22 protein-coding genes are annotated in these 23,303 nt (G+C 68.0%); 10 read left to right on the top strand and 12 right to left on the bottom strand.

The genetic code is table 11. The features are described 5' to 3' along the window. Window positions 1-150: 150 nt before the first annotated feature. The 3 genes from aroC to CFB35_RS07185 form a co-directional block, all read right to left on the bottom strand. On the bottom strand, window positions 151-1,251 hold the full coding sequence (aroC, locus tag CFB35_RS07195; RefSeq protein WP_059575828.1) for a chorismate synthase: 1,101 nt from the start codon (window positions 1,249-1,251) through the stop codon (window positions 151-153). Window positions 1,252-1,518: 267 nt separating this feature from the next. Then, window positions 1,519-3,453, bottom strand: a complete 1,935-nt coding sequence (locus CFB35_RS07190) for an MFS transporter (protein ID WP_059575968.1) — start codon at window positions 3,451-3,453, stop codon at window positions 1,519-1,521. Window positions 3,454-3,593: 140 nt separating this feature from the next. After that, window positions 3,594-4,049, bottom strand: a complete 456-nt coding sequence (locus tag CFB35_RS07185; protein WP_034207093.1) for a CBS domain-containing protein — start codon at window positions 4,047-4,049, stop codon at window positions 3,594-3,596. Between the two features lie 157 nt (window positions 4,050-4,206). On the opposite strand from CFB35_RS07185, the gene CFB35_RS07180 reads away from it, so the two are divergent. Beyond that, on the top strand, window positions 4,207-4,524 hold the full coding sequence (locus tag CFB35_RS07180; protein ID WP_059575830.1) for an Mpo1-like protein: 318 nt from the start codon (window positions 4,207-4,209) through the stop codon (window positions 4,522-4,524). 15 nt (window positions 4,525-4,539) lie between these two features. Here the strand turns inward: CFB35_RS07180 and CFB35_RS07175 are convergent, their stop codons facing one another. Then, window positions 4,540-5,868, bottom strand: coding sequence for a YihY family inner membrane protein (locus CFB35_RS07175; RefSeq protein WP_059575832.1), 1,329 nt, complete (start codon window positions 5,866-5,868; stop codon window positions 4,540-4,542). Between the two features lie 145 nt (window positions 5,869-6,013). Here CFB35_RS07175 and wrbA point away from each other — a divergent pair, with 145 nt between their 5' ends. The 4 genes from wrbA to CFB35_RS07155 are packed head-to-tail and all read left to right on the top strand — an operon-like array spanning window position 6,014 to window position 9,328. Then, window positions 6,014-6,634: an NAD(P)H:quinone oxidoreductase gene (gene wrbA / locus CFB35_RS07170; RefSeq protein ID WP_059575834.1), complete on the top strand. Its 621-nt coding sequence runs from the start codon at window positions 6,014-6,016 to the stop codon at window positions 6,632-6,634. Further along, entirely contained in the window at window positions 6,631-7,023 is a 393-nt protein-coding gene (locus CFB35_RS07165; RefSeq protein WP_059575836.1) for a DUF2069 domain-containing protein, read from the top strand. Before wrbA ends, CFB35_RS07165 begins: the two co-directional genes overlap by 4 nt. A gap of 18 nt (window positions 7,024-7,041) precedes the next feature. Then, window positions 7,042-8,463 carry an FAD-binding oxidoreductase gene (locus tag CFB35_RS07160; RefSeq protein ID WP_059575838.1) on the top strand — a complete coding sequence of 474 codons (1,422 nt, stop codon included), beginning with the start codon at window positions 7,042-7,044 and terminating at the stop codon, window positions 8,461-8,463. Window positions 8,464-8,488: 25 nt separating this feature from the next. Beyond that, window positions 8,489-9,328, top strand: coding sequence for a metallophosphoesterase (locus CFB35_RS07155; protein ID WP_059575840.1), 840 nt, complete (start codon window positions 8,489-8,491; stop codon window positions 9,326-9,328). A gap of 59 nt (window positions 9,329-9,387) precedes the next feature. Here CFB35_RS07155 and CFB35_RS34930 read toward each other — a convergent pair whose 3' ends face one another. Further along, the gene (locus tag CFB35_RS34930) at window positions 9,388-9,540 is read right to left on the bottom strand and encodes a hypothetical protein (RefSeq protein ID WP_167351608.1); all 153 of its coding nucleotides are present in this window, start codon (window positions 9,538-9,540) and stop codon (window positions 9,388-9,390) included. A 117-nt stretch (window positions 9,541-9,657) separates the two neighbouring features. Next, the gene (locus tag CFB35_RS07150; RefSeq protein WP_059575842.1) at window positions 9,658-10,599 is read right to left on the bottom strand and encodes a LysR family transcriptional regulator; all 942 of its coding nucleotides are present in this window, start codon (window positions 10,597-10,599) and stop codon (window positions 9,658-9,660) included. A gap of 136 nt (window positions 10,600-10,735) precedes the next feature. Here CFB35_RS07150 and CFB35_RS07145 point away from each other — a divergent pair, with 136 nt between their 5' ends. The 4 genes from CFB35_RS07145 to CFB35_RS07130 are packed head-to-tail and all read left to right on the top strand — an operon-like array spanning window position 10,736 to window position 15,656. Further along, window positions 10,736-12,349 (top strand): efflux transporter outer membrane subunit, encoded by a 1,614-nt coding sequence (locus tag CFB35_RS07145; RefSeq protein WP_143328701.1) that lies wholly within the window; start codon window positions 10,736-10,738, stop codon window positions 12,347-12,349. Between the two features lie 14 nt (window positions 12,350-12,363). Continuing rightward, window positions 12,364-14,568: an FUSC family protein gene (locus CFB35_RS07140; RefSeq protein WP_059575845.1), complete on the top strand. Its 2,205-nt coding sequence runs from the start codon at window positions 12,364-12,366 to the stop codon at window positions 14,566-14,568. Beyond that, window positions 14,565-14,768 (top strand): DUF1656 domain-containing protein, encoded by a 204-nt coding sequence (locus CFB35_RS07135; protein WP_006476212.1) that lies wholly within the window; start codon window positions 14,565-14,567, stop codon window positions 14,766-14,768. The genes CFB35_RS07140 and CFB35_RS07135 overlap by 4 nt, the downstream gene beginning before the upstream one ends. A 12-nt stretch (window positions 14,769-14,780) precedes the next feature. Further along, window positions 14,781-15,656, top strand: a complete 876-nt coding sequence (locus tag CFB35_RS07130) for an HlyD family secretion protein (RefSeq protein ID WP_059575847.1) — start codon at window positions 14,781-14,783, stop codon at window positions 15,654-15,656. Between the two features lie 21 nt (window positions 15,657-15,677). Here CFB35_RS07130 and CFB35_RS07125 read toward each other — a convergent pair whose 3' ends face one another. Further along, window positions 15,678-17,351 carry a methyl-accepting chemotaxis protein gene (locus CFB35_RS07125; RefSeq protein ID WP_059575849.1) on the bottom strand — a complete coding sequence of 558 codons (1,674 nt, stop codon included), beginning with the start codon at window positions 17,349-17,351 and terminating at the stop codon, window positions 15,678-15,680. Window positions 17,352-17,756: 405 nt separating this feature from the next. Between CFB35_RS07125 and CFB35_RS07120 the strand changes: the two genes are divergently transcribed. Beyond that, the gene (locus CFB35_RS07120) at window positions 17,757-18,992 is read left to right on the top strand and encodes an MFS transporter (protein WP_059575851.1); all 1,236 of its coding nucleotides are present in this window, start codon (window positions 17,757-17,759) and stop codon (window positions 18,990-18,992) included. A 68-nt stretch (window positions 18,993-19,060) separates the two neighbouring features. Here CFB35_RS07120 and CFB35_RS07115 read toward each other — a convergent pair whose 3' ends face one another. The 5 genes from CFB35_RS07115 to CFB35_RS35275 form a co-directional block, all read right to left on the bottom strand. After that, on the bottom strand, window positions 19,061-19,855 hold the full coding sequence (locus CFB35_RS07115; RefSeq protein ID WP_373453005.1) for a 5'-methylthioadenosine/adenosylhomocysteine nucleosidase: 795 nt from the start codon (window positions 19,853-19,855) through the stop codon (window positions 19,061-19,063). Further along, window positions 19,855-22,218, bottom strand: coding sequence for a UvrD-helicase domain-containing protein (locus tag CFB35_RS07110; RefSeq protein ID WP_059575855.1), 2,364 nt, complete (start codon window positions 22,216-22,218; stop codon window positions 19,855-19,857). The genes CFB35_RS07115 and CFB35_RS07110 overlap by 1 nt, the downstream gene beginning before the upstream one ends. 142 nt (window positions 22,219-22,360) lie before the next feature. Then, on the bottom strand, window positions 22,361-22,786 hold the full coding sequence (locus CFB35_RS07105; RefSeq protein ID WP_059575857.1) for a type VI secretion system amidase immunity protein Tai4: 426 nt from the start codon (window positions 22,784-22,786) through the stop codon (window positions 22,361-22,363). Then, window positions 22,783-22,914, bottom strand: a complete 132-nt coding sequence (locus CFB35_RS35280) for a type VI secretion system amidase effector protein Tae4 (protein WP_256939966.1) — start codon at window positions 22,912-22,914, stop codon at window positions 22,783-22,785. Before CFB35_RS35280 ends, CFB35_RS07105 begins: the two co-directional genes overlap by 4 nt. Then, window positions 22,898-23,122, bottom strand: coding sequence for a hypothetical protein (locus CFB35_RS35275; protein ID WP_256939974.1), 225 nt, complete (start codon window positions 23,120-23,122; stop codon window positions 22,898-22,900). Before CFB35_RS35275 ends, CFB35_RS35280 begins: the two co-directional genes overlap by 17 nt. Window positions 23,123-23,303 lie beyond the last annotated feature (181 nt).

Below are 23,303 nucleotides of genomic sequence, written 5' to 3'. Positions count from 1 at the left end.
GACCGGAACGCGCCGCCACGAGCGGCGCGTTTTGCGTGGGTCACGGCATACCGCCGCAAACGAAACGGGGCGCTGCATCACGCAGCGCCCCGCTTGCATTCATCGTTTGCCGGACGAGGCGACACGCGCCGCGCCCCAACCTGCTTCGTATCAGGTCGCGCTGCCGGCGATCTTCGGCGTCGACGTCTCGACGTCGCCGCACTGCGCACGATGGCGCAGCGCATGGTCGATCAGCACCAGCGCGAGCATCGATTCGGCAATCGGCGTCGCACGAATGCCGACGCACGGATCGTGGCGGCCAAAGGTTTCGACCGTCGCCTCTTCGCCGGACTTCGTGATCGAGCGGCGCGGCGTGCGAATGCTCGACGTCGGCTTGATCGCGATCGACACGGTGATGTCCTGCCCCGTCGAAATCCCGCCGAGCACGCCGCCCGCGTGGTTGCCGACGAAGCCGGCCGGCGTCAGTTCGTCGCCGTGCACCGAGCCGCGCTGCGCGACGCTGTCGAAGCCCGCGCCGATCTCGACGCCCTTCACCGCGTTGATGCTCATCATCGCCTTCGCGATATCGGCATCGAGCCGGTCGAATACCGGTTCGCCCCAGCCGACCGGCACGCCCGACGCGACGACATCGATGCGCGCGCCGATCGAATCGCCGTCCTTGCGCAGCGCATCCATGTACGCCTCGAGCTCCGGCACGACCGCCGCGTTCGGCGAGAAGAACGGGTTCTCGTGCACATGCGACCAGTCGACGAACGGCACGTCGATCTCGCCGAGGGCGCTCATGTAGCCGCGCACCTCGACCCCGAAGCGCTCGCGCAGCCACTTCTTCGCGACCGCGCCGGCGCCGACGATCGGCGCGGTCAGGCGCGCGGACGAGCGGCCGCCGCCGCGGTAGTCGCGGATGCCGTATTTCTGCCAGTAGGTGTAGTCGGCGTGGCCGGGACGGAACGTCTCGACGATGTTGCCGTAATCCTTGCTGCGCTGGTCGGTGTTGCGGATCAGCAGCGCGATCGGCGTGCCGGTCGTCACGCCTTCGAACACGCCCGACAGGATCTCGACCTCGTCGGCCTCCTGCCGTTGCGTCACGTGCCGCGACGTGCCCGGCTTGCGGCGATCGAGTTCGACCTGGATGTCGGCTTCGGTCAACCCCATCCCCGGCGGGCAGCCGTCGATCACGCAGCCGATCGCGGGACCGTGCGATTCGCCGAAGGTCGTGACAGTGAAAAGCGTGCCGAGGGTATTGCCGGACATGATGGAACCGCCCAAAGAGAAATGGGCAAACCGATGCGCTGCCGGGGCCGCGGGCAGGTCGATCGTTTGCCGGTCGAAAAAGAGGTAAACCGCTATTATGCCAGCCGTCCCGGGCCCGCGGGCCGTGTGAACCGTTCAGATCACCCGGGCAGGCCGTGGCCGCGGCGTGGCCTGCGGTCGCTCGGCCGCACCGGGGCCGGGCAGGCCGTGCGGCTCGCCGCGCTCGTCGCTGCGCGGCAACCGGCAACCCGCACCCGGCCGCCCCGCCTACTTCCGCGCGCCGCGCAGCTCGGTCACTGCCGCCTGCAGCGCTTCGGGCGTCGCCATCGACGCCGGGATCGGCTCGCCGACCGCCAGCGTCAGCCGGCTCATCACGCCGCGCTTGATCGGCCGCGGCATCCGCGCATCGGCATGCCGCGAAAAATAGCTGCCCCACAGCCCGCGCAGCGCCATCGGGATCACCGGCGCCGGCGTGCGGCTCAGGATCTCGGTGATGCCGTGGTGAAACGTGTTGATGTCGCCCGTCTTCGTCAGCTTGCCCTCGGGGAAGATGCACACGAGTTCGCCGTCCTTCAGTGCTGCCTCGCACAGGTCGTACGCACGCGCGAGCATCGCGGCATCCTCGTGGCGCGGCGCGATCGGGATCGCCTTCGCGTGCCGGAATACCCAGCTCGCGAAACGCGTCTTGAAGATCCGGTGATCCATCACGAAACGAATCGGCCGGGGGCTCGCGGCGGCGAGCACGAGCGCATCGACGTAGCTCACGTGATTGCACACGAGCACCGCCGCGCCTTCCGCCGGAATCCGCTCCGCGTGCACGAGGCGGATCCGGTAGAACGTATGCACGAGCACCCACGCGACGAAGCGCAGCAGGAACTCGGGCACGAGCAGGTAGATATACGTCGCGACGACCACGTTCAGCAGCGCGGTGACGAGGAACAGCCCCGGGATGTCGACGCCGGCCTTGGTCAACCCCATCGCCATCACGGCCGACAGGATCATGAACAGCGCGTTGAGGATGTTGTTCGCGGCGATGATCCGCGCGCGGTGGGTCGGCGCGCTGCGGCTCTGGATCAGCGCGTACAGCGGCACGCTGTAGAAGCCGCCGAACATCGCGAGCAGGAACAGGTCGGCGAGAATCCGCCAGTGGCGCGCACCGGCCAGGAATTCGCCGACCGACAGCAGATGGCCGGGCGACGGCAGCGCGTGGCTCGCGAAATACAACTCGATGGCGAACACGCTGATGCCGATCGAGCCGAGCGGCACGAGGCCGATCTCGACGCGCCGCTGCGACAGCCGCTCGCACAGCAGCGAGCCGAGGCCGATGCCGACGGAGAAGGTCGCGAGCAGGATCGTGACGACGTCGGGGCTGGCGGACAGCACGTCCTTCGCGAAATTGAAGAACGACGTGAGGAACGTCGCGCCGACGAACCACAGCCACGAGATGCCGAGCAGGCTCAGGAACACCGTGCGGTTCTGGCGCGCGAGCTTCAGGTTGCGCCAGGTCTCGCTGACCGGGTTCCAGTTGATCACGAGGTCGGGCTGCGGCGCGGGCGTGGGCGGCACGCGCTGCGCGACGAGCCGCCCCGCCAGCGCGATGACGACGACGCTCACCGCGAGCACGCGTTCGCCGCTGCCTTCGATGCCGGCCGCCGCGCCGCCGATGATCGTGCCGATCAGGATCGCGATGAACGTGCCCATCTCGACGAGCCCGTTGCCGCCGACCAGCTCATGTTCGCCGAGATGCTGCGGCAGGTACGAATACTTGACGGGCCCGAACAGCGTCGAGTGCATGCCCATCATGAACGTGCACAGATACAGCAGCGTCGCGCTGTGCGTGACGAAGCCGGCCGCGCCGACCAACATCAGCACGATCTCGAACGATTTCACGAAACGCGTGAGAGTCGCCTTGTCGTATTTGTCGGCGATCTGGCCGGAGGTGGCCGAGAACAGCACGAACGGCAGAATGAAGATCGCGGAAATCAGGAATGCGGCCGTCTTCGCATCGACGCCGGAAAACCGTGCGGTGTGATACGTGACGAGCGACGTGAAGCCGATCTTGAAGACGTTGTCGTTCAGCGCGCCGAGGAACTGGGTCGTGAAGAACGGCGCGAAGCGGCGCTCGCGCAGCAGGTCGAACTGCGATGCGTGGGCGCGCCGTTCGTCGCGCCGCCCCGAAGTGGCTTGCGTGTGATCGCTCATGCGGAATACGCGCGCATCGTCTGGGCGAAGCTGCGCGGGCCTCGTGTCGTTGTTGAAAAAAAAAACGGCGCAGGCCATGCCTGCGCCGCCGCGTGCCGGATGGCGGCGCCCATGCATCGACGTGCCGGGCGCGGCGCGATTCACGGCTTGTGCGCTTCGGCTTCCGATTCCGGCCAGTCGCGGATGTATGCCTTCAGCATCCGGTTCTCGAAGCTCTGCGCCTCGACGACCGTCTTCGCGACGTCGTAGAACGAAATGACGCCCATCAGCACCTTCTTGTCGAGCACCGGCATGTAGCGTGCGTGACGCTCGAGCATCATCCGGCGCACTTCGTTGACGTCCGTTTCCGGCGTGCACGTGAGCGGCTCGTCCATCACCTTGCGCACCTGCACGTCGCCGATCGCGCCGCCATTTTCGCGCAGGCGCAGGATGATCTCGCGGAACGTCAGCATCCCGACGAGATCGCCGTACTCCATCACGACGAGCGAACCGATGTCGTGTTCGGCCATCGTATCGACCGCTTCGCGCAGCGGCTTATCGGGCGTCACGGTAAACAGCGTGTTGCCCTTCACTTTCAGAATATCGCTGACGCGCATCGTAGTCCCCTCATGCTTGAATGCAAAATCTCTTTCGATCCTATCGGAAAGCCTGTCAAAAGGAAAGCACGGGCCCGCGCGGCGGCCCGCCGCCGCTTGCGGACGCCGGCCGCCCGCCGCACAATGGCCTTGTGAACGGCGGCCCGAGGAGACGGCCATGGCGCATACGCATACGGAGCAATTCGCCAGCTTCGCTGACTTCTACCCGTATTACCTGAACGAGCACCGGAACCTGACGTCGCGGCGGCTGCACTTCATCGGCTCGCTCGGCGTGATCGGCTGCGTCGCGATGGCGGTCGCGACCGGCCACTGGCCGTGGCTGCCGGCGGCGGTCGTGTGCGGCTACGGGTTCGCGTGGGTCGGGCACTTCTTCTTCGAGAAGAACCGCCCGGCCACGTTCCGGCACCCGATCTACAGCCTGATGGGCGACTGGGTGATGTTCAGGGACATCTGCACCGGCAAGATCCCGCTGTAGCCGCCCGCCCCGCCTTCACGCAGGCCGCGGCGGCCGCGCGTGCGGATCCTCCACGCGCGGCGCCGGGCCGGCGCTCCCGGCCGGCTGCCCGCCCGCGAGCCGGTGCGCGGCGATCAGCGATGCGAGCGTCACGTCGAACCGGTCGCTCGACAGCACCGCGAGCAGCGCCGCGCCTTCGACGTGGCTGCGGCGCCGCTCCAGTTGGTAGGTCAACTCCGCGCGGTCGATCACCAGCACGTCGAACAGTTGCGCGAGCGTCAGTTGCTCCGGGTTCGCGAGCAGGATGTAGCGCGGCGTGGCCTCGTCGCCGCCCTCGAGCCGCGCGACCCATTCCCGCTCCTCCATCGTCGTCAGCAAGCGCTGCGCGGTTTCCATGTCGCAGCGCAGCATCGTCGCGAGCCGCATCGCCGTGTAGCCGCGCTTGCCGGCCGCGCGCGCTTCGGCGAGCCGCGCGAGCAGTTCGAGCGCGTCGAGCAGGTCGCTCCCCGGATAATGGATGCGGTGGAACTGGCCCACCCGAATCGCCGGCAGCGCCGACGCGACCATCGCGCCGAGCAGCGCGATGAACCAGCTCAAATACACCCACAGCAGGAACACCGGCAGCGCCGCGAACGCGCCGTAGACAGCCGTATATGTCGGAATGCGCCGGACGTAGTAGCCGAAGCCGCGCTTCGCGAGCTCGAACGCGATGGCCGCGAACAGCCCGCCGATCACCGCATCGCGCCATGCGACCGCGCAGTTCGGCAGGTACACGTACAGCAGCGTGAACGCGAGCACCGTCAACGGCAACGACGCGAGCGCGAGCAGCCACTCGACGATCGACGTGGACGGCCCCGCGCCGGTGAACGCGAGCGATTGCGTGAACAGGTACGACGAGATCGACAGGCTCACGCCGAACAGCAACGGCCCGAGCGTGATCAGCGCCCAGTACGCGAGCACGCGCTGCGCGAACGGCCGCGGCTTGCGCACGCGCCAGATCAGGTTGAACGCCGATTCGATCGTCATCATCGTCATCACCGACGTGACGACGAGCACGATCAGGCCGGCCGTCGTCAGCCCCTTGGCCTTCGATGCGAACTGGTTCAGGTACTTGAAGATCTGGATGTTGAACTGCGCGGGCATCAGGTGATCGGCGAGGAACCCCTGCAGCGAGATCTGGAACGACGCGAACATCGGGAACGCGGTGAACAACGCGAACGCGACCGTCAGCAGCGGCACGAGCGCCAGCAGCGTCGTGAAGGTCAGGCTGCCCGCCACCTGCGGGATGCGATCCTCGGCGCTACGCCGGGCCGCGAACTGCGCGAGGCGCTTGATGGTATCGAGATCAACGCTCAACTTCGGCAAACGGCTTCTCCTTCTTGATGCCGCGCGCGTCACGGCGCGCCGCCGCCGCGCTGCGCGACGGCTTCAGCCCCTATAATAGCCGCTCGATTCCAGCAGGGGCCGACTGCACCGGGCATGCGCGCGGCCGCACGCGGCTCCGTCGCCCATGAAAGACATTCTCGTCCTCTATTACAGCCGCCACGGCGCCACGCGCGACCTCGCGCTCGCGATCGCGAACGGCATCGACAGCGTGCCGGGCATGCAGGCGCGCGTCCGCACCGTGCCGCCCGTGTCGGCCGTCTGCGAAGCCACCGCCCCCGACATCCCGGCCGACGGCCCGCCGTACGCGGAACTGCGCGACCTCGAGGAATGCGCGGGCCTCGCGCTCGGCTCGCCGACCCGCTTCGGCAACATGGCCGCGCCGCTCAAGTATTTCCTCGACGGCACGACGCCGCAATGGCTGTCGGGCGCGCTGACCGGCAAGCCCGCGAGCGTGTTCACGTCGACGGGCAGCCTGCACGGCGGCCAGGAATCGACGCTGCTGTCGATGATGCTGCCGCTGCTGCATCACGGGATGATGATCGTCGGGATCCCGTACACCGAATCCGCCCTCAGCACGACACGTACCGGCGGCACACCGTACGGCGCGTCGCACGTCGCGCAGCACGATCGGTCGTCACCCGGCGGACTGTCCGCGGACGAGAAGGCGCTCGCGGCCGCGCTCGGCGTACGGCTCGCGCGCGCCGCCGCGGCCCTTTCCAGCGCCCAGGCCGCCGAGGCGGCATGAACGCCCCCGCCCGCTCCGCCGTCGCGGCCCGGCCGCACTACGCGCTGGCCGCCGCCGCGTGTCTCGTCGCGCTGATCGCGCTGTCGCTCGCCTGGGAGCTGTGGCTCGCGCCGCTGCGCCCCGGCGGCTCCGCGCTGATGCTCAAGGCCGTGCCGCTCGCGCTCGCGCTGCCCGGCGTCTGGCGGCGTAACATCTATACGATGCAGTGGGCGAGCATGCTGATCCTCGTCTATCTTGCCGAAGGCATCGTGCGCGGCATGTCCGATCGCGGGCTGTCCGCGACGCTGGGCTGGTGCGAGACCGCGCTTGCCGTCGGCTTCTTCGTCGCGGCGCTGGCTTACGTCGCGCCGTTCAAGCGCGCGGCGAAAAAGCCGCGCGCCACGTCCTGACCCTTACGCGACAAGGTGATGATGTCCTCCGAAGCTTTCGTTTCCGCGTGCCGCGACGCGATCGGCGCCGACCACGTGCTGACCGATCCGCACGATACCGAACCGTTTCTCATCGACTGGCGCCGCCGCTACAAGGGCGCGGCGTGCGCGGTGCTGAAGCCCGCGAACACGGCCGAAGTCGCCGCACTCGTGAAGCTGGCCAACGCGCACGGCATCGCGCTCGTGCCGCAGGGCGGCAACACGGGGCTCGCGGGCGGCGCGACGCCCGATGCGAGCGGCAGCCAGGCCGTGCTGAGCGTCGCGCGCCTGAACCGCGTGCGCGCGCTCGATCCGCACAACAACACGATCACCGTCGAAGCCGGCGTGATCCTCGCCGACGTGCAGGCGCGCGCCCGCGAAGGCGGCCGGCTGTTCGCGCTGAGCCTCGCGGCGGAAGGCAGCTGCACGATCGGCGGCAACCTGTCGACCAATGCGGGCGGCACCGCGGTGCTGCGCTACGGCAACGCGCGCGAGCTGTGCCTCGGGCTCGAGGTCGTGACGCCCCAGGGCGAAATCTGGGACGGGCTGCGCGGGTTGCGCAAGGACAACACGGGCTACGACCTGCGCGACCTGTTCATCGGCGCCGAAGGCACGCTCGGGATCATCACGGCGGCCGTGATGAAGCTGCATCCGCTGCCGGCCGCGCAGGTCACGGCACTGGCCGCGCTCGAATCGCCGCACGCGGCGCTCGATTTCCTCGCGCTCGCGCAGCGCGCGGCCGGACCGCTGCTGACCGGCTTCGAGCTCATGTCGGATTTCTGCATGCAGCTGGTCGGCAAGCACTATCCGCAACTGCGCTACCCGTTCGCGCAAACGCATGCGCAGACGGTGCTGCTGGAGCTGTCCGACAACGAAAGCGAAGCACATGCGCGCGCGCTGTTCGAGAAGCTGATGGAAGAAGCGTTCGAGGCCGGGCTCGTGGTCGACGCGGTGGTCGCGGAGAACCTCGCGCAATCGCGTGCGTTCTGGGACCTGCGCGAGCACATCCCGCTCGCGCAGGCCGACGAAGGGCTCAACATCAAGCACGACATCGCGGTGCCGATCTCGTCGATCGCACGCTTCATCGACGAGACCGACGCGGCGATCCAGCAGGCCGCGCCGGGCGCGCGAATGGTCACGTTCGGCCACCTCGGCGACGGCAACCTGCACTACAACGTGCAGATGCCCGAAGGCGGCAATGCGAAGGCGTTCCTGGCCGCGTTCCAGGTGCCGATCAACCGGATCGTCTACGACAACGTGCACCGCCACCACGGCACGATCAGCGCGGAGCACGGCATCGGCCAGTTGAAGATCGACGACGCGCAACGCTACAAGTCGCCGGTCGAAACGGCGCTGATGCGCACGCTGAAGACCGCGCTCGACCCGCGCGGCCTGATGAATCCCGGCAAGGTCCTGCGCTGAAGCCGCCTACTCCGGAGCCAATCCCGTGAAAGTCCGCGTCCTGTCCGACCTGCATCTCGAAAGCAACCTGCCCGACGCGATCGCGCATGCCGACGCGGATCTCGTCGTGCTGGCCGGCGACATCCACAATCACGCGGAAGGCCTGCGCTGGGCCGCCGAGACGTTCGACCCCGCGGTGCCGGTGATCTACGTGCCCGGCAATCACGAGTACTACGACGGGGAATTCGGCGCGCTGGAAACGGCGATGCGCGACGCGGCGCACGCGCTCGACAACGTGCACTACTTGAACAACGGCGTCTACGTCGATCCCGCGCAACGCTTTCGCGTGCTGGGCACGACGCTCTGGGCCGATTTCTCGCTGTTCGGCCGCGACGAAGCCAGCGTCGCGCGCGCGATCGATGCCGCGCTGAGCGTGATGCTCGATTTCAAGGGATTGATCCAGGTAACCTGGCCGCACGACGCAGCGTTGCATGCGGCAGCGAGTGCGCCGGACGCACCGGACCGGGATTTCTCGCCGGCCGACGCGATCGCGCTGCACCGGCAAGGCCGCGCATGGCTGGAAGCGCAGCTGGCGGCGCCGTTCGCGGGCAAGACGATCGTCGTCACCCATCATGCGCCGCACCGGCGCTCGCTGGCGCAACGCTATGCGGACGATCTGGCTTCGGCGGGGTTCGTGACGGATATGGCGGACCTGGTGCGACCGCCCGTGGATCTGTGGTTGCACGGCCACACGCATACGTCATTCGACTACGTGACGGACAGCGGCACGCGCGTGGTATGCAATCCACGCGGCTACTTTCATCGGCGCACCGGCGAATGGGAAAACCCCGCGTTCGCGTGGGACAAGGTCGTCGAGCTCGGCTGAGCGCCGAGCCCGGCCCGCCGCGTGGCGCGGCCTTCCCGACCAGAAGCGTGACGGCGGGATCAGCGGCCGGGGCGGCGCGGCTCGCGCACACGGACCGGCACGGGCTTCATTTGCGCCTTCGCCTTCATCGCACGCAGCAGGTCGCGGCTCGCCGCCGCGGCGGCAACCGCGCCCAGCAGGACGCCAAGGCCGATCATCAGGTGCGTATCCATCGCTACTCCGGTGTGATGTATCTCGTTAATTCCAACAGTATCAAACTGTCCGACACACGTTCGTAAAAAAATGTTGCGTGAAGGACAAATCTCGTCAGATTGCGGCCCACCGCGCTGTCATGTCGCATGCGTGTACTGTTCGAGCGCCGCTTCGTCCGCTTCGAGCGTGACCGGCAGCTCGTCGCGCAGGAAATCGACCCAGGTCCGGATTTTCGCGTCGAGGTACTGCCGCGACGGATACAGCGCGTAGATGTTCATCACGTGCGACCGGTACTCGGGCATCACGCGCACGATGTGGCCGCTGCGCAGCCAGCCGATCGCCGAATAGAGCGGCAGCCCGCCGACGCCCATCCCTTCCCGCACGGCCACCGCGAGCGCCTCGGCGACGTTCACGCGAAACGGGGGAGCCTTGATCGGCACGACTTCGTCGCCGTTCGGCCCCGCCAGCGCCCATTCATCGAAGTGAAAGCCCGGCGCGACCATTCCGAGGCACACGTGCTGCGCGAGGTCGGCCGGCCGCTGCGGCACGCCGTGCGACTCGATGTAGCCGGGCGATGCGCAGACGACGCTGTAGCTTTCGCCGAGCCGCTGCGACACGAGCCCCGAATCGGGCAGATCGCGGCCGACGACGATCGCGACGTCGTACCCCTCGTCCAGCAGGTCAGGCATGCGCTGCGCGAGCGTGAGCTCGACGTGCACGTCCGGATAGCGCGTGCGGTAGCGCGAGATGGCCGGCACCAGGTAGTGCTGGCCGAGGCTCGTGAAGCAATGGACCTTCAGCTTGCCGGACGGGCGCGCATGCGCGTCGCCGGCCTCGGCTTCGGCCTGGTCGACGTAAGCGAGGATCTGTTCGCAGCGCTGCAGATAGCGCTCGCCGGCTTCGGTCAGCGCGATCCGGCGCGTCGTGCGGTTCAGGAGACGCGTGCGCAGGTGGGCCTCGAGATCCGAGACCGCGCGCGACGCGTAGGCGGTGGTCGAATTCATCTGCTGGGCGGCCGCGGTAAAGCTGCCCGCGTCGACCACGCGGACGAATACCCGCATGTTTTGTAACGTATCCATCCCACTACCCGTTTGAATGCGGAGGGATTGTTGCACATCCGCTAGCCAATATTATCCCAGGATTCGTAAAAATGAGTTTCGCCGTTGCCGGTTTATTCAGGAATCGCTGAAAAATATAATCCCCCCCGACCCATCTATGTCCGAAAGGGAGAAAATCGTGCAGTCTCGGGGAAAAACAGGGACGCTCGCACTGGCGGTTCTTGCAATCTCATTAATAATGGCCGGCTGTGCGAGCATGGGCGACAACCGGACCCAGTCCACGCGCATCGAAGCGAACGCGCTCGACGCCGGCGCGGCCATCCGCGCGGCGGACCGCGACGCGGGCTGGCCCGCCGCCGACTGGTGGCGCGCGTACCGCGACCCGCAGCTCGATGCATGGATCGCCGCCGCGCAGGCCAGCAACCCCACCCTGGCGGCGGCGAGGGCACGCGTGCGCGAAGCGCAGGCCATGGCGCGCGTCGCCCGTTCGGCCGAACTACCGCAGATCAACGGCAATCTGTCGCTGATGCGCGAGCACTGGCCGGACAACGTGTACTACGGCCCGGGCCCGCTCGCGAACGCCGACACCTGGAACAATACCGGCACGCTCGGCCTGTCGTACCACCTCGACCTGTGGGGCAAGGACAAGAACGCAACCGAACGCGCGCTCGACACCGCGCACGCGACCGCCGCCGACGCACGGGCGGCGAAGCTCGAACTTGAAGTCAACGTGGTGCGCGCGTATGTGGGCATGTCGATGAACTACGCGCTGCTGGATCTCGCGCATGAAACGTTCGAACGCCAGCGCTCGCTCGCCGATCTCGCGCGCAAGCGGCTGCAGGCCGGCCTCGGCACTCAGCTCGACGTGAGCCAGGCGGAATCGACGCTGCCCGACTACGAGCGCCAGATCGACACCTATGAAGAAGCGATCCAGCTCGCGCGCCACCAGCTCGCCGCGCTGGCCGGCAAGGGCCCGGGCGCCGGCGACGCGATCAAGCGGCCGCAGCTCGCGCTCGATGCGCCGGCCGGCCTGCCGTCGGCGCTGCCGGCCGACCTGCTCGGCCGCCGCCCCGACGTCGTCGCGGCGCGCTGGACGGTCGACGCGCAGGCGCGCGGCATCGACGTCGCGAAGGCGTCGTTCTACCCGAACATCGACCTGCTCGCGACGGTCGGCGGCTTCGGCGTGACCGCGCCGTTCACCGACTTCCTGCGCGCGATGAACGGCGGCTGGACGGCCGGCCCCGCGCTGTCGCTGCCGATCTTCGAAGGCGGCCGGCTGCGTGCGCAGCTCGGCGCCGCGAATGCCGGCTACGACCAGGCGGTCGAGCGCTACAACCAGACGATCGTCGGCGCGCTCAAGGACATCGCCGACCAGGTCGTGCGGATCCGCTCGCTCGATACGCAGAAGAAGGACGCCGCGCGCTCGGTGGCGGCCAACAATCGCAGCTATCAGTTGTCGCGCGAAGGCTTCCGCCGCGGGTTGACCGATTACGTGAACGTGCTGGTCGCGCAACAGCAACTGCTGCGCGCGCAGGAGACGGCCGCCCGCATCGACGCGGAACGCCTCGCCGCGCACGCGCAGCTGATGGCCGCGCTCGGCGGCGGGGTCGAGACGGGCACGGATGGCCGGGGCGACCCACCGCCGAAGGACGAAGCCGCCGTCGGCGCCGCCGCGCCAGCCGCCGCATCGGGCACGAAGCCCGCGGCCGCCGTCGGCCGGCCCGCGCAGGTCGCAACCGCCGACGCGTCCGCCGCGCCGGACGCACGGTAACGCGGAGCGCCGCCATGTCAGCCTCCTCCCCCGCTTCCACGCCCGCCGGCGGCCCGTTCGCGGCCTGGTACGCCGCGTTCGGCGACTGGGCCCGCACCGACGGCGCCGCGTGGCTCTACCTGTTCAAGGCGCTGCTCGCCGCGTTCATCGCGACCGGCGTGTCGATGCGGCTCGACCTGCCCGCGCCGAAAACGGCGATGACGACCGTCTTCATCGTGATGCAGCCGCAAAGCGGCGCGGTGCTCGCGAAGAGCTTCTACCGGGTCGCCGGCACGATCTTCGGGCTGATCGCGACGCTCACCTTCGTCGGGCTGTTCCCGCAGCAGCCGCAACTGTTCCTGCTGGCGATCGCGCTGTGGATCGCCCTGTGCACGGCGGGCGCCGCGCGCAACCGCAACTTCCGCAGCTACGGCTTCCTGCTGGCCGGCTACACGACCGCGCTGATCGGCCTGCCCGCGTCGCAGCACCCGGACGGCGCGTTCATGAGCGCGCTGACGCGCGTGGCCGAAATCATGGTCGGGATCGTATCGGCCGGCGTCGTCAGCGCACTCGTGTTCCCGCAGTACACGGGCGAGCAGATGCGCACGACGGTACGCAAGCGCTTCGGCACCTTCGTCGATTACGTCGCGTCGACGCTTTCGGGCCAGCTCGACCGTGCGCATATCGAAACCATCCATACGCGCTTCGTCGCCGACGTGGTCGGGTTCGAGGCCGCGCGCAGCATGGCCGTGTTCGAGAATCCGGACACGCGGATGCGCAGCGGCCGCCTCGCGCGGCTGAACAGCGAGTTCATGAGCGCGTCGAGCCGTTTCCATGCGCTGCATCAGTTGATGAACCGGCTGCATGCGACCGGCGCGCAGGCCGCGATCGACGCGATCGAGCCGTACTTCCGCGAAATCGCGCCGCTGCTGCTGACGCCCGCCGGCGAACCCGTGCGCACGGCAACCGACGCGGCGCATGCGGCCGAACAATTGCTCGCGTGGCGCGACGCGCTGCCGCGCCGCATCCGCGCGACGCGCGCGACGCTCGAAACGCAGCCGGCGTTTCCGCTGCTCGACTTCGATACGGCCGCCGAGCTGCTGTACCGCTTCATCACCGACCTGCGCGAGTACGCGGCGACCTACGCGTCGCTGTCGAGCGCGACGCACGAGCGCGAACGCTGGATCGAACGCTACGAGCCGCGCACCAACGCGACGGCGACGGCGATCGCGGCGATTCGCACCGCGATCGTGATCCTCGTGCTCGGCTGGTTCTGGATCGAGACCGCCTGGCCAAGCGGCGTGACGATGACGCTGACGGCGGCGTCGGCCTGCGCGCTCGCGTCGTCGGCGCCGCGCCCGACCGCGATGGCCGCGCAGATGGGCATGGGCACGGCACTCGCCGTCTGCACGGGTTTCCTGCTGATGTTCGGCATCTACCCGCACATCGACGGCTTCCCGCTGCTGTGCGTCGCGCTCGCGCCGCTGCTCGCCATCGGCATCTACATGTCGTTGAAGCCGAAGCTCGCGGGCTACGGGATGGGCTACCTGATCTTCTTCTGTTTCCTCGCCGGCCCGGACAACGTCACGCACTACGACCCGACGAGCTTCATGAACGATGCGCTCGCACTGGTGCTGTCGATGCTGGTATCGGCGATCGCGTTCGCGGTACTGTTCCCGCCGACCGCGCCGTGGCTCAAGAAACGGCTGTTCGCCGATCTGCGCCATCAGGCCGTCGCGGCCGGGCACGCACGGCTCGCGGGCCTGCGCACGCGCTTCGAAAGCGGCGCGCGCGACCTGATGTACCAGGCGCACACGCTGTCGGCCGACCAGCCCGACGTGCAGCGCGACGCGCTGCGCTGGATGTTCGCGGTGCTCGAAGCCGGCAACGCGACGATCGACCTGCGTCACGAGCTTGCGGCGCTGCCGCCCGACCCGCGCTATGCGAGCACGATGCCGTGGCGTCGCGCGATCGAGACGATGCGCACGGCGCTGTCGGCGCTGTTCTCGAAGCCGAGCGCCGCGCGCTTCGACGCGACGCTCGCCGCGACCAATGCGGCGATCGACGCGACCCGGCAAACGCTCGACGCGGTCGAGCCGTCGCGTGAAGAGCGCCACCGGCTGCAGCGCATCCTGAGCCATCTGCATTTCGTGCGGACCGCGCTGCTCGACCCGGAATCGCCGCTCGAGCCGCTCAACCGCAACCGCCCCGTGCGTCCCCAACCAGGAGCCTCGTCATGATGCCGCGTGAAATCGCCATTCTCGATGCCTACATGCCCACGGTGGTGCTGATGTTCGTCCTCGGCGCGATCGCGACCTGGGCCGTCGACCGCCTGCTCGCCTACACGGGCCTCTACCGTCTCGTCTGGCACCCGTCGCTGTTCAGGGCCTGCCTTCTCGTCTGCATTTGCGGCGGACTGAGTCTTGCCGTTTACCGTTGATTCCGAACCATCATGATGCTCAGAAAACTCTTCGGCTTCGTCGCGACCGCCGTCATCCTTCTCGTCGCGATCCTGATCGGGCGCTCGCTGTGGGTGCACTACATGGACGATCCGTGGACGCGCGACGGGCGCGTGCGCGCGGAGATCGTCAACGTCGCGCCGGACGTGTCGGGCGCGATCGTCGAGCTGCCCGTGCATGACAACCAGCTCGTGAAGAAAGGCGACCTGATCATGCAGATCGATCCGTCGCACTATCAGATCGCGGTCGAGCAGGCGCAGGCGGCGGTGGCCGCCCGCCGCGCGGAACTGCAGATGCGCCGCGACGATGCGGCCCGCCGCGCGGACCTCGATGCGCTCGTGGTATCGAAGGAAAACCGCGAGAACGCGGCGCACAGCGCATCGAGCGCCGAAGCACAGTACCAGCAGGCGCTCGCCGCGCTCGACGCCGCGAAGCTCAACCTCGAACGCACGCGCGTCGTCTCGCCGGTCGACGGCTACATCACGAACCTGCAGACCTTCAAGGGCAACTACGCGGTGGCCGGCCAGGCGAAGCTCGCGATCGTCGACAGCCACTCGTTCTGGGTCTACGGCTACTTCGAGGAAACCAAGCTGCCGCGCGTGAAGATCGGCGCGCCGGCCGAAATGCGGCTGATGAGCGGCGGCGTGATGAAGGGCCACGTCGAGAGCATCTCGCGCGGCATCTACGATCGCGACAACCCGCAAAGCCGCGACCTCGTCGCGGACGTGAACCCGACCTTCAACTGGGTGCGTCTCGCGCAGCGCGTGCCGGTGCGCATCAAGATCGACGAAGTGCCGGCCGACGTGGTGCTGTCGGCGGGCACGACCTGCACGGTCATCATCGATCCGGACAAGCAGAAGAAGCGGTAATCGGCGGGGCGCGCCGCACGGTCAGTGTGCGATGCGGAAGCGCCCGACCAGCGCCTTCAAGGCCTGCGCTTGCTCGTCGAGCGCGTTCGCGGCCGCGGCCGCCTGTTCGACGAGCGCCGCGTTCTGCTGGGTGCCGGCGTCCATCTGCGTGACCGCGCGGCCGATCTCGTCGATCCCCGCGCTCTGCTCGTCCGACGCCGCCGAAATCTCGCCGATGATGTCGGTCACGCGCTTGACCGCACGCACCACGTCGTCCATCGTGCGGCCGGCGTCGTGCGCGAGCGCCGCACCGTTCGCCACGCGCTCGACCGACGCGCCGATCAGTTCTCGGATCTCCTTGGCCGCGGTCGCCGAGCGCTGCGCGAGCAGCCGCACCTCTCCGGCGACCACCGAGAAACCGCGCCCCTGCTCGCCGGCGCGCGCGGCCTCGACCGCCGCGTTCAACGCGAGAATGTTGGTCTGGAACGCGATCCCCTCGATCGTGCCGATGATGTCGCGGATGTTCTTCGCGCTGTCGTCGATCTCGCTCATCGTCGCGACCACGCGCCCGACGACTTCCCCGCCCGTCTCCGCCACCGCCGACGCATTGGCCGCGAGCGTGCTCGCCTGCCGCGCGTTCTCGGCGTTCTGCCGCACGGTCGACGTGAGCTGCTCCATGCTGGCCGCGGTGCGCTCGAGCGCGACGGCCTGCTGCTCGGTGCGCCGCGACAGGTCGAGGTTGCCGGTCGAGATCTCGCCGGACGCGGCCGCGATGGCTTCGGCGCTCACCGCGATCTCGCCCACGGTTGCCGCGAGCCCCGTCTGCATCTCGGCCAGCGCGCGCACCATGCTGTCGCGATCGTGCCGGCCGAGCGTGATCGGCCGCGTCAGGTCGCCGCGTGCGATGTCCGCGGCAATCTCCTTCGCAAGCGCGGGCTCGCCGCCGAGCTGCGACGCGAGGCGTCGTACGACGCGTTCGGCGATCGCGACGGCCAGCACGATCAGCGCGGCCGTCATTGCCGCGATCATCGCGAACGACGACGAAAAAATGGTCGCGGACGCATCGAGCGTCGCCTTCGACTTTTCGCCGCGCGTCTTCACGAGTTCGGCGACGAGTTTTTCGAGCTTGCTGGTTTCGACCAGCAGCGACACGTCCTGCGTGCCGACCTGCCAGTTCATCTGCGACAGGTCGAGCGGCTGCGCGCGCACCAGCGCGACGAAATCGCGCAGATGCGCGCTCCACGTGCCAACCGCCGTCGAGAACGCGCGCAGCCGCGCCGAATCGCCAGCGTCGGCCGGATCCGCATAGCGCTGCAGCGTGCCGAGCGCCTGGCCGATCGACGCGAGCCCCGCGCTCACTTCGGCGCCGAGTTCGTCACGCTCCTTCGCGGTGGTCGCGGTCAGCAGCATCTTCTGCGCGCGGCTCGCGCGCAGCACCTCGGCCCGCACCTCCGCCGCCGCCCGGCTCGCGACGTGGCCCTGCTCGTAGACCGACGCGATCGACGCGTTCAGCCGGCTGATCTGCCATAGCGAGAACACGCCGATCGCGAGCGTACCGGCCAGCAGGATCGCGAATGCGGCGCGCAACGTCGCCTTGACGGTCCACGGCCGGCGCTCTCGGCGCGCCGCTCGCGCGCGTCGCGTGACGCGACCGGCGGCGACGTCGGATGCGGCGGCTGCCGCACCGGGCTGTGGATGCAAAGATGCTGCTTTCATCGAACTATCCCCGTATGGATCACGCTGCCGGAAAGGTCGGTCCGGCTGTCCCGCGATGGCAGGCCATGCCGCGCGTCCTGCGCCCGCCCGGCGGGTAGCCGGCGCCAGGCGCGGCGCGCGTGTTGTCATTGGGTCGTTCTACGGCCGCCACCGCCGTTTCTTGAGTCCGGAAAAACACGCACCGGGCCCCGGCGCGGCCCCGCCGAAGGGCGGACGCGCCGCCAGCGTTATACCCGTCCAAAAAAGCACGCAGCAGCCGATCCGTCCGACGAATGTCCGATTCGCGATAAAACTTGGCCTGACATTCTTGATACGCCACATTACACTTCATTGACGCATCAACGAATCAACCCACGCGCCGATCGCCAACAGAGCGCGCCTGCCACCTCAACTCGTTCAGTTCACATGGAAACCAGCCTCGACTCCCGGGCCGGCGCAGCCGCCGCCCAGCCGTCCGCACCGCCCGTTGCCCGCACCGTCTACCCGGTGCTCGGCGCGATCAGCTTCTCGCACATGCTCAACGACATGATCCAGTCGTTGATCCTCGCGATCTACCCGATGCTCAAGAGCCAGTTCGCGCTGTCGTTCGCGCAGATCGGCCTGATCACGCTCACTTACCAGATCACCGCGTCCTTGCTGCAACCGCTCGTCGGCCTCTATACCGACAAGCGTCCGAAGCCGTATTCGCTGCCGGTCGGCATGGGCTTCACGCTCGCGGGGCTGCTGCTGATGTCGGCGGCGTCGAATTTCCCGATGCTGCTCGTGGCCGCCGCGCTCGTCGGCTGCGGCTCGTCGGTGTTCCATCCCGAATCGTCGCGGGTCGCGCGGATGGCGTCGGGCGGCCGGCACGGGCTCGCGCAGTCGGTGTTCCAGGTGGGCGGCAATGCAGGCTCCGCGCTCGGGCCGCTGCTCGCCGCGCTCGTGATCATTCCGCACGGCCAGCACAGCATCGCGTGGTTCTCGGCGGCCGCGCTCGTCGCGATGATCGTGCTCACGCAGATCGGCCACTGGTACAAGAAGCATCCGTCGATGAAGAAGAAGACCGCGTCGGCCGGCCACCCGACGCTGTCGCGCGGCCGCGTGATGGGGGCGATCGGCGTGCTGGTGCTGCTCGTGTTCTCGAAGTACTTCTACCTCGCGAGCATCAACAGCTATTTCACGTTCTACCTGATCGACAAGTTCCATCTGTCGGTGCAGGCCGCGCAGATCCACCTGTTCGTGTTCCTCGCGGCGGTGGCGGCCGGCACGCTGATCGGCGGCCCGGTCGGTGACCGGATCGGCCGCAAGTACGTGATCTGGGTGTCGATCCTCGGCGTCGCGCCATTCACGATGCTGCTGCCGTACGCGAACCTGTTCTGGACGAGCGTGCTGACCGTGATCATCGGCGTCGTGCTGGCGTCGGCGTTCGCCGCGATCCTCGTCTATGCGACCGAGCTGATGCCCGGCAAGGTCGGGATGGTCGCGGGCCTGTTCTTCGGCTTCGCGTTCGGCCTGGGCGGCGTGGGTGCCGCCGTGCTCGGCCAGCTCGCGGACGCGACGAGCATCCCGTTCGTCTACAAGGTGTGCTCGTTCCTGCCGCTGATCGGCGTGCTGACGGTGTTCCTGCCGAACCTCGAAGGCAGCGGGCGCAAGCAGGCATGACGACCGGCCGGCCGCGGCACACGCGCCGCGGCCGGCCGATTCGAATGGAGAAGGGTTCGACGGCGGCTTCAGGCCGCCGTCGTCGCATGCAGCGTCAGGAAACGCTTGAGGATGCCGGACGAGTAGCTGCCCGCGATCGCCGACAGGAAGTGCGAGAACGATTGCGTCGCGTGGTCGTCGGCCGTATCGGAGATCGTGCGCACGAGCGCGAACGGCACGTCGTGTTCGGCGCACACCTGCGCGATCGCCGCGCCTTCCATTTCAACCGCGAGCGCGTCCGGCAGCGCGTCGCGCAGCGCGAGCACTTCCCGCTCGCTCGACACGAAGCGGTCGCCGCTGATGACGAGCCCCGCGTGCAGCGCCGCGCCGGCGAGCCCGAAGCGTTCGGCGAACCGCGCGCCCTCTTCGTCGACGAACAGCGCGCACGCGGCCCGCAAGCGGGCCGTCAGCGCCGCGTCGGTCGCGAAACGCGTGATGCCGAGCAGCGGCACCTCGTAGCGCGGAAAGAGCGGCGATGCGTCGAGATCGTGCTGCAGCAGCGTATCGGCCACGACGACGTCGCCGACGCGCACCGTGCGCGACACGCCGCCCGCGACGCCGGTAAACACCACGCCCGACACGCCGAATACGTGGATCAGCGCGCTGACCGTCGCGGCGGCCGCGACCTTGCCGACCCGCGCGAGCGTGACGACGCAGGCCGCGCCGTGCACGGTGCCGACGTGATAATCGCGGCGGCCGAGCGTGACCGTCTTCATCGCGCTGTCGGCGCGCATCGCGGCGATCAGGTCGCCGAGTTCCTCCGGCAGCGCGGCCAGAATGCCGAGCGGACGCGCGGCAGGCGCAACACCCAGGTCGACGTCCATCATTCCACCGCCTGCAGTTTCGCGACCGCGAGCGCGAGCCACTTCTCGCCGTGGCGCTTGAACTTCACCTGCGCCTTCGCATCGGTGCCGTTGCCTTCGAGCGCGGTGACCGTGCCTTCGCCGAACTTCGTATGGAATACCTGCTGGCCGACCCGGAAGCCGGCGTCGGCTGCGCGCTGCTTGTCCGCGAACGCGGGCAGCGGCGCGGACACGGCCGCATCGACGATCTGCTCGCGACTGCCGCCGCCGGGGCGCGCGAACCAGTCGCGCCCGTAACCGGCGTTGTCCGAGCGCCCGCCCCAGCGCGAGCCGGCCTCGACCTTCGGCGTGAGCCACTTCAGCACGTGCTCCGGCAGTTCGTCGAAGAAGCGCGAGCGCACGTTGTAGCGGGTCTGGCCGTGCAGCATCCGGCTTTGCGCGAACGACAGGTAGAGCCGCTCCTTCGCGCGCGTGATCGCGACGTACATCAGCCGGCGCTCTTCCTCGAGGCCGTCCGATTCGAGCACGCTGTTCTCGTGCGGGAACAGCCCTTCCTCGAGCCCCGTGATGAACACGGCCGAGAACTCGAGCCCCTTCGCCGCGTGCACGGTCATCAGCTGCACCGCGTCCTGTCCGGCCTGCGCCTGGTTGTCGCCGGCCTCCAGCGACGCGTGCGACAGGAAGCCGGCGAGCGGCGTCATCGTGTCGGGGTTCTGGGCGGGGTCGGCGGGCGACGCCGCATCGAGCACGTCGAGCGCCGGATCGTCGGTCGCCGTGCCCAGCTCGGGCGCCGCGATCGCGCCCGCGCGCAGCGGGATCGAGCGAGCCGGCGTGTCGAGCCCGTAGCCTTCCTCGGCGATGAACGCGGTGGCCGCGTTCACGAGTTCCTGCAAGTTTTCGAGGCGATCCTGGCCTTCGCGCTCGCCCTGGTAGAAATCGGCGAGGCCGCTCGCGCGCACGATGTGCTCGACGGTGTCGGGCAGATTCATATGCTGCGTGTCGGCGCGCATCTTCGCGATCAGGTTCGCGAACCCGCCGAGGCTCGTGCCGGCCTTGCCCGTCACGTACGGAATCGCGGCGGCCATCGAGCAGCCGTACAGGCGCGCCGCGTCGGCCAGTTGCTCGACCGAGCGCGCGCCGATTCCGCGGGTCGGGAAGTTCACGACGCGTGCGAATGCGGTGTCGTCGTTCGGGTTGTCGATCAGGCGCAGGTACGCGAGCGCGTGCTTCACTTCCTGCCGCTCGAAAAAGCGCAGGCCGCCGTACACGCGATACGGAATGCCCGACGACATCAGCGTGTGCTCGATCGAGCGCGACTGCGCGTTGCTGCGGTACAGGACGGCCACTTCGCTGCGCGCCATCCCGGTATTGATCAGCGAACGGATCTCCTCGACGATCCAGCCGGCTTCCTGCGAATCGGTGCTGGCTTCGTACACGCGCACCGGCTCGCCGTGGCCAGCGTCGGTGCGCAGGTTCTTGCCGAGGCGGTGCGCGTTGTTCGAGATCAGCTGGTTCGCCGCGTCGAGGATGTTGCCGTGCGAACGGTAGTTCTGCTCGAGCTTGATCAGGTTGCGCACGCGGAATTCGTCTTCGAAGTCGCGCATGTTGCCGACGTTCGCGCCGCGGAACGCGTAGATCGACTGGTCATCGTCGCCGACCGCGAAGATCGCGTTCTCGCCGCCTGCCAGCATCTTGAGCCACGCGTACTGCAGCTTGTTGGTGTCCTGGAATTCGTCGACGAGGATGTGCCGGAAGCGCGCCTGGTAGTGCGCGCGCAGCGGCGCGTTGTACGCGAGCAGTTCGTAGCAGCGCAGCAGCAGCTCGGGGAAGTCGACGACGCCTTCGCGCTGGCACTGCTGGTCGTACGCCTGGTACAGCTCGACGAACTTGCGGTTGAAGTTGTCGGTCGCGTCGACCTTGTCCGGGCGCAGCCCCTGCTCCTTCGCGTTGTTGATGAAGTACTGGACGTTCTTCGGCGGGTACTTTTCGTCGTCGACGTTCGCCGCCTTCATCAACCGCTTGATCGCGGACAACTGATCGGCCGTGTCGAGGATCTGGAAAGTCTGCGGCAGGCCGGCGTCGCGCCAGTGCGTGCGCAGCATCCGGTTGCACAGGCCGTGGAACGTGCCGATCCACATCCCGCGCGTGTCGATCGGCATCATCGCCGACAGGCGCGCCATCATCTCGCGCGCGGCCTTGTTCGTGAAGGTGACGGCGAGCACGGTGGGCGGCGATGCGTAGCCCTGCTGGATCAGCCACGCGATGCGCGTGATCAGCACGCGGGTCTTGCCGCTGCCCGCCCCTGCGAGGATCAGCGCCGGTTCGTTCGGCAACGTGACGGCGGCGAGTTGTTCGGGGTTCAGATTGGCGAGCAGATCGGGCATGGAGCGGCAGCTGACGGGCGAGAAAAATGCGGACCCGACATTATAAGTCCGTCGCGTGCAATGCCGTGGCCGACCGATGTGGCATCGCGTCCCGACGATGCCACTTTCCTGCCGGCGACGGCTTCGGCGCCCGTCACCCGCGTTATTTCCTGGGCCGCCTGGCGGGTTTGTCGCCGATCCAGTCGGGATGTCGGACATACCGGCGAACTTGTTCGTCGAGCTCGGGGCCGTGATACAGGTCCAGGCATTTCAGCAGAGCAAATTCGGCCCCGGCGTAACCTTCCACGGGATTGCCGTAATCGCGGTGCAAATAGTGTTCAGCAAGGCGCTCGACCGCCGGATCGCCCTTCTCGTCATCGTAATAAGTCCATTCCAGGAACGCACTCTTGGTCATTTCGGCATCCTTGCCTGCCGGCGATCCTCGGTAAGCGATCGACAGGCAGGCCGCCAACGCCCTGTCCTTGTAATTCTCCGCATTGGTACGCCGCACGGCCATGACGGAATCGGCCGCTTCGGCAGACAGTGCCGAACATAGCGCGACGGCGCAGACTGCCCGAAAAACGTTCATTTGAGCGTCCAGAAATAAGCGCGGCTAGTGCGATAGTTCGCCCCCGGCTCGTTGAAATAACAAGCGTCGTAGCACTGGCGCCCATTGAACAGCGTCGCATGCCCGCTGGCGTCACTCCACCCATGCACCTCGAAAAGGACAAGACCACGTTTGCCCGCCAGTGAGCCGCCACCACTCGGCGGATAGGCAACGATTTGGGGGGGCGCCCCAAATAACTTTCAGAAACGAGATCACATCTCTGACACGATAGAAATAGTGCCGGCGATCAGCCCCCTCCCTGGTCTTGCCCGACATGAACGGGACGATTACGCCTGCTTCATTCAGGATGTAGCTCATACGAACCGCACATGTGTTCCGCCAAGGATTAGTTTTATCCCGGATATGCGCGGCGACGTTGCCTCCGATCACCTGCGCCACTCTTTCGCCCGAACGGGCCGGATCGTAAATCTTCGTTGACGCCGCCCACGCGGCGGCAAATGTCGGTCGCTTCACTCCATTCTCCTTGGTGGCGACGGCG

This window comes from Burkholderia sp. AU16482, from assembly GCF_002223285.1.
GTDB classification, from domain to species: domain Bacteria; phylum Pseudomonadota; class Gammaproteobacteria; order Burkholderiales; family Burkholderiaceae; genus Burkholderia; species Burkholderia semiarida.
Note: the sequence above shows the minus strand (reverse complement) of the source record. Positions and strands in the feature narration are given on the sequence as shown.

What these genes read in the sequence shown, in the direction of transcription:
- CFB35_RS07140 (WP_059575845.1), top strand. Translation starts at nt 12,364, where the DNA reads ATGTCAGCCTCCTCCCCCGCTTCCACGCCCGCCGGCGGCCCGTTCGCG.
- CFB35_RS07165 (WP_059575836.1), top strand. Translation starts at nt 6,631, where the DNA reads ATGAACGCCCCCGCCCGCTCCGCCGTCGCGGCCCGGCCGCACTACGCG.
- CFB35_RS07105 (WP_059575857.1), bottom strand. Translation starts at nt 22,786, where the DNA reads ATGAACGTTTTTCGGGCAGTCTGCGCCGTCGCGCTATGTTCGGCACTG.
- CFB35_RS34930 (WP_167351608.1), bottom strand. Translation starts at nt 9,540, where the DNA reads ATGGATACGCACCTGATGATCGGCCTTGGCGTCCTGCTGGGCGCGGTT.
- CFB35_RS35275 (WP_256939974.1), bottom strand. Translation starts at nt 23,122, where the DNA reads ATGAGCTACATCCTGAATGAAGCAGGCGTAATCGTCCCGTTCATGTCG.
- CFB35_RS07125 (WP_059575849.1), bottom strand. Translation starts at nt 17,351, where the DNA reads ATGAAAGCAGCATCTTTGCATCCACAGCCCGGTGCGGCAGCCGCCGCA.
- CFB35_RS07185 (WP_034207093.1), bottom strand. Translation starts at nt 4,049, where the DNA reads ATGCGCGTCAGCGATATTCTGAAAGTGAAGGGCAACACGCTGTTTACC.
- wrbA (WP_059575834.1), top strand. Translation starts at nt 6,014, where the DNA reads ATGAAAGACATTCTCGTCCTCTATTACAGCCGCCACGGCGCCACGCGC.
- CFB35_RS07180 (WP_059575830.1), top strand. Translation starts at nt 4,207, where the DNA reads ATGGCGCATACGCATACGGAGCAATTCGCCAGCTTCGCTGACTTCTAC.
- CFB35_RS07120 (WP_059575851.1), top strand. Translation starts at nt 17,757, where the DNA reads ATGGAAACCAGCCTCGACTCCCGGGCCGGCGCAGCCGCCGCCCAGCCG.
- CFB35_RS07110 (WP_059575855.1), bottom strand. Translation starts at nt 22,218, where the DNA reads ATGCCCGATCTGCTCGCCAATCTGAACCCCGAACAACTCGCCGCCGTC.
- CFB35_RS07150 (WP_059575842.1), bottom strand. Translation starts at nt 10,599, where the DNA reads ATGGATACGTTACAAAACATGCGGGTATTCGTCCGCGTGGTCGACGCG.
- CFB35_RS07190 (WP_059575968.1), bottom strand. Translation starts at nt 3,453, where the DNA reads ATGAGCGATCACACGCAAGCCACTTCGGGGCGGCGCGACGAACGGCGC.
- CFB35_RS07160 (WP_059575838.1), top strand. Translation starts at nt 7,042, where the DNA reads ATGATGTCCTCCGAAGCTTTCGTTTCCGCGTGCCGCGACGCGATCGGC.
- CFB35_RS07130 (WP_059575847.1), top strand. Translation starts at nt 14,781, where the DNA reads ATGATGCTCAGAAAACTCTTCGGCTTCGTCGCGACCGCCGTCATCCTT.
- CFB35_RS07145 (WP_143328701.1), top strand. Translation starts at nt 10,736, where the DNA reads ATGTCCGAAAGGGAGAAAATCGTGCAGTCTCGGGGAAAAACAGGGACG.
- CFB35_RS07115 (WP_373453005.1), bottom strand. Translation starts at nt 19,855, where the DNA reads ATGGACGTCGACCTGGGTGTTGCGCCTGCCGCGCGTCCGCTCGGCATT.
- aroC (WP_059575828.1), bottom strand. Translation starts at nt 1,251, where the DNA reads ATGTCCGGCAATACCCTCGGCACGCTTTTCACTGTCACGACCTTCGGC.
- CFB35_RS07135 (WP_006476212.1), top strand. Translation starts at nt 14,565, where the DNA reads ATGATGCCGCGTGAAATCGCCATTCTCGATGCCTACATGCCCACGGTG.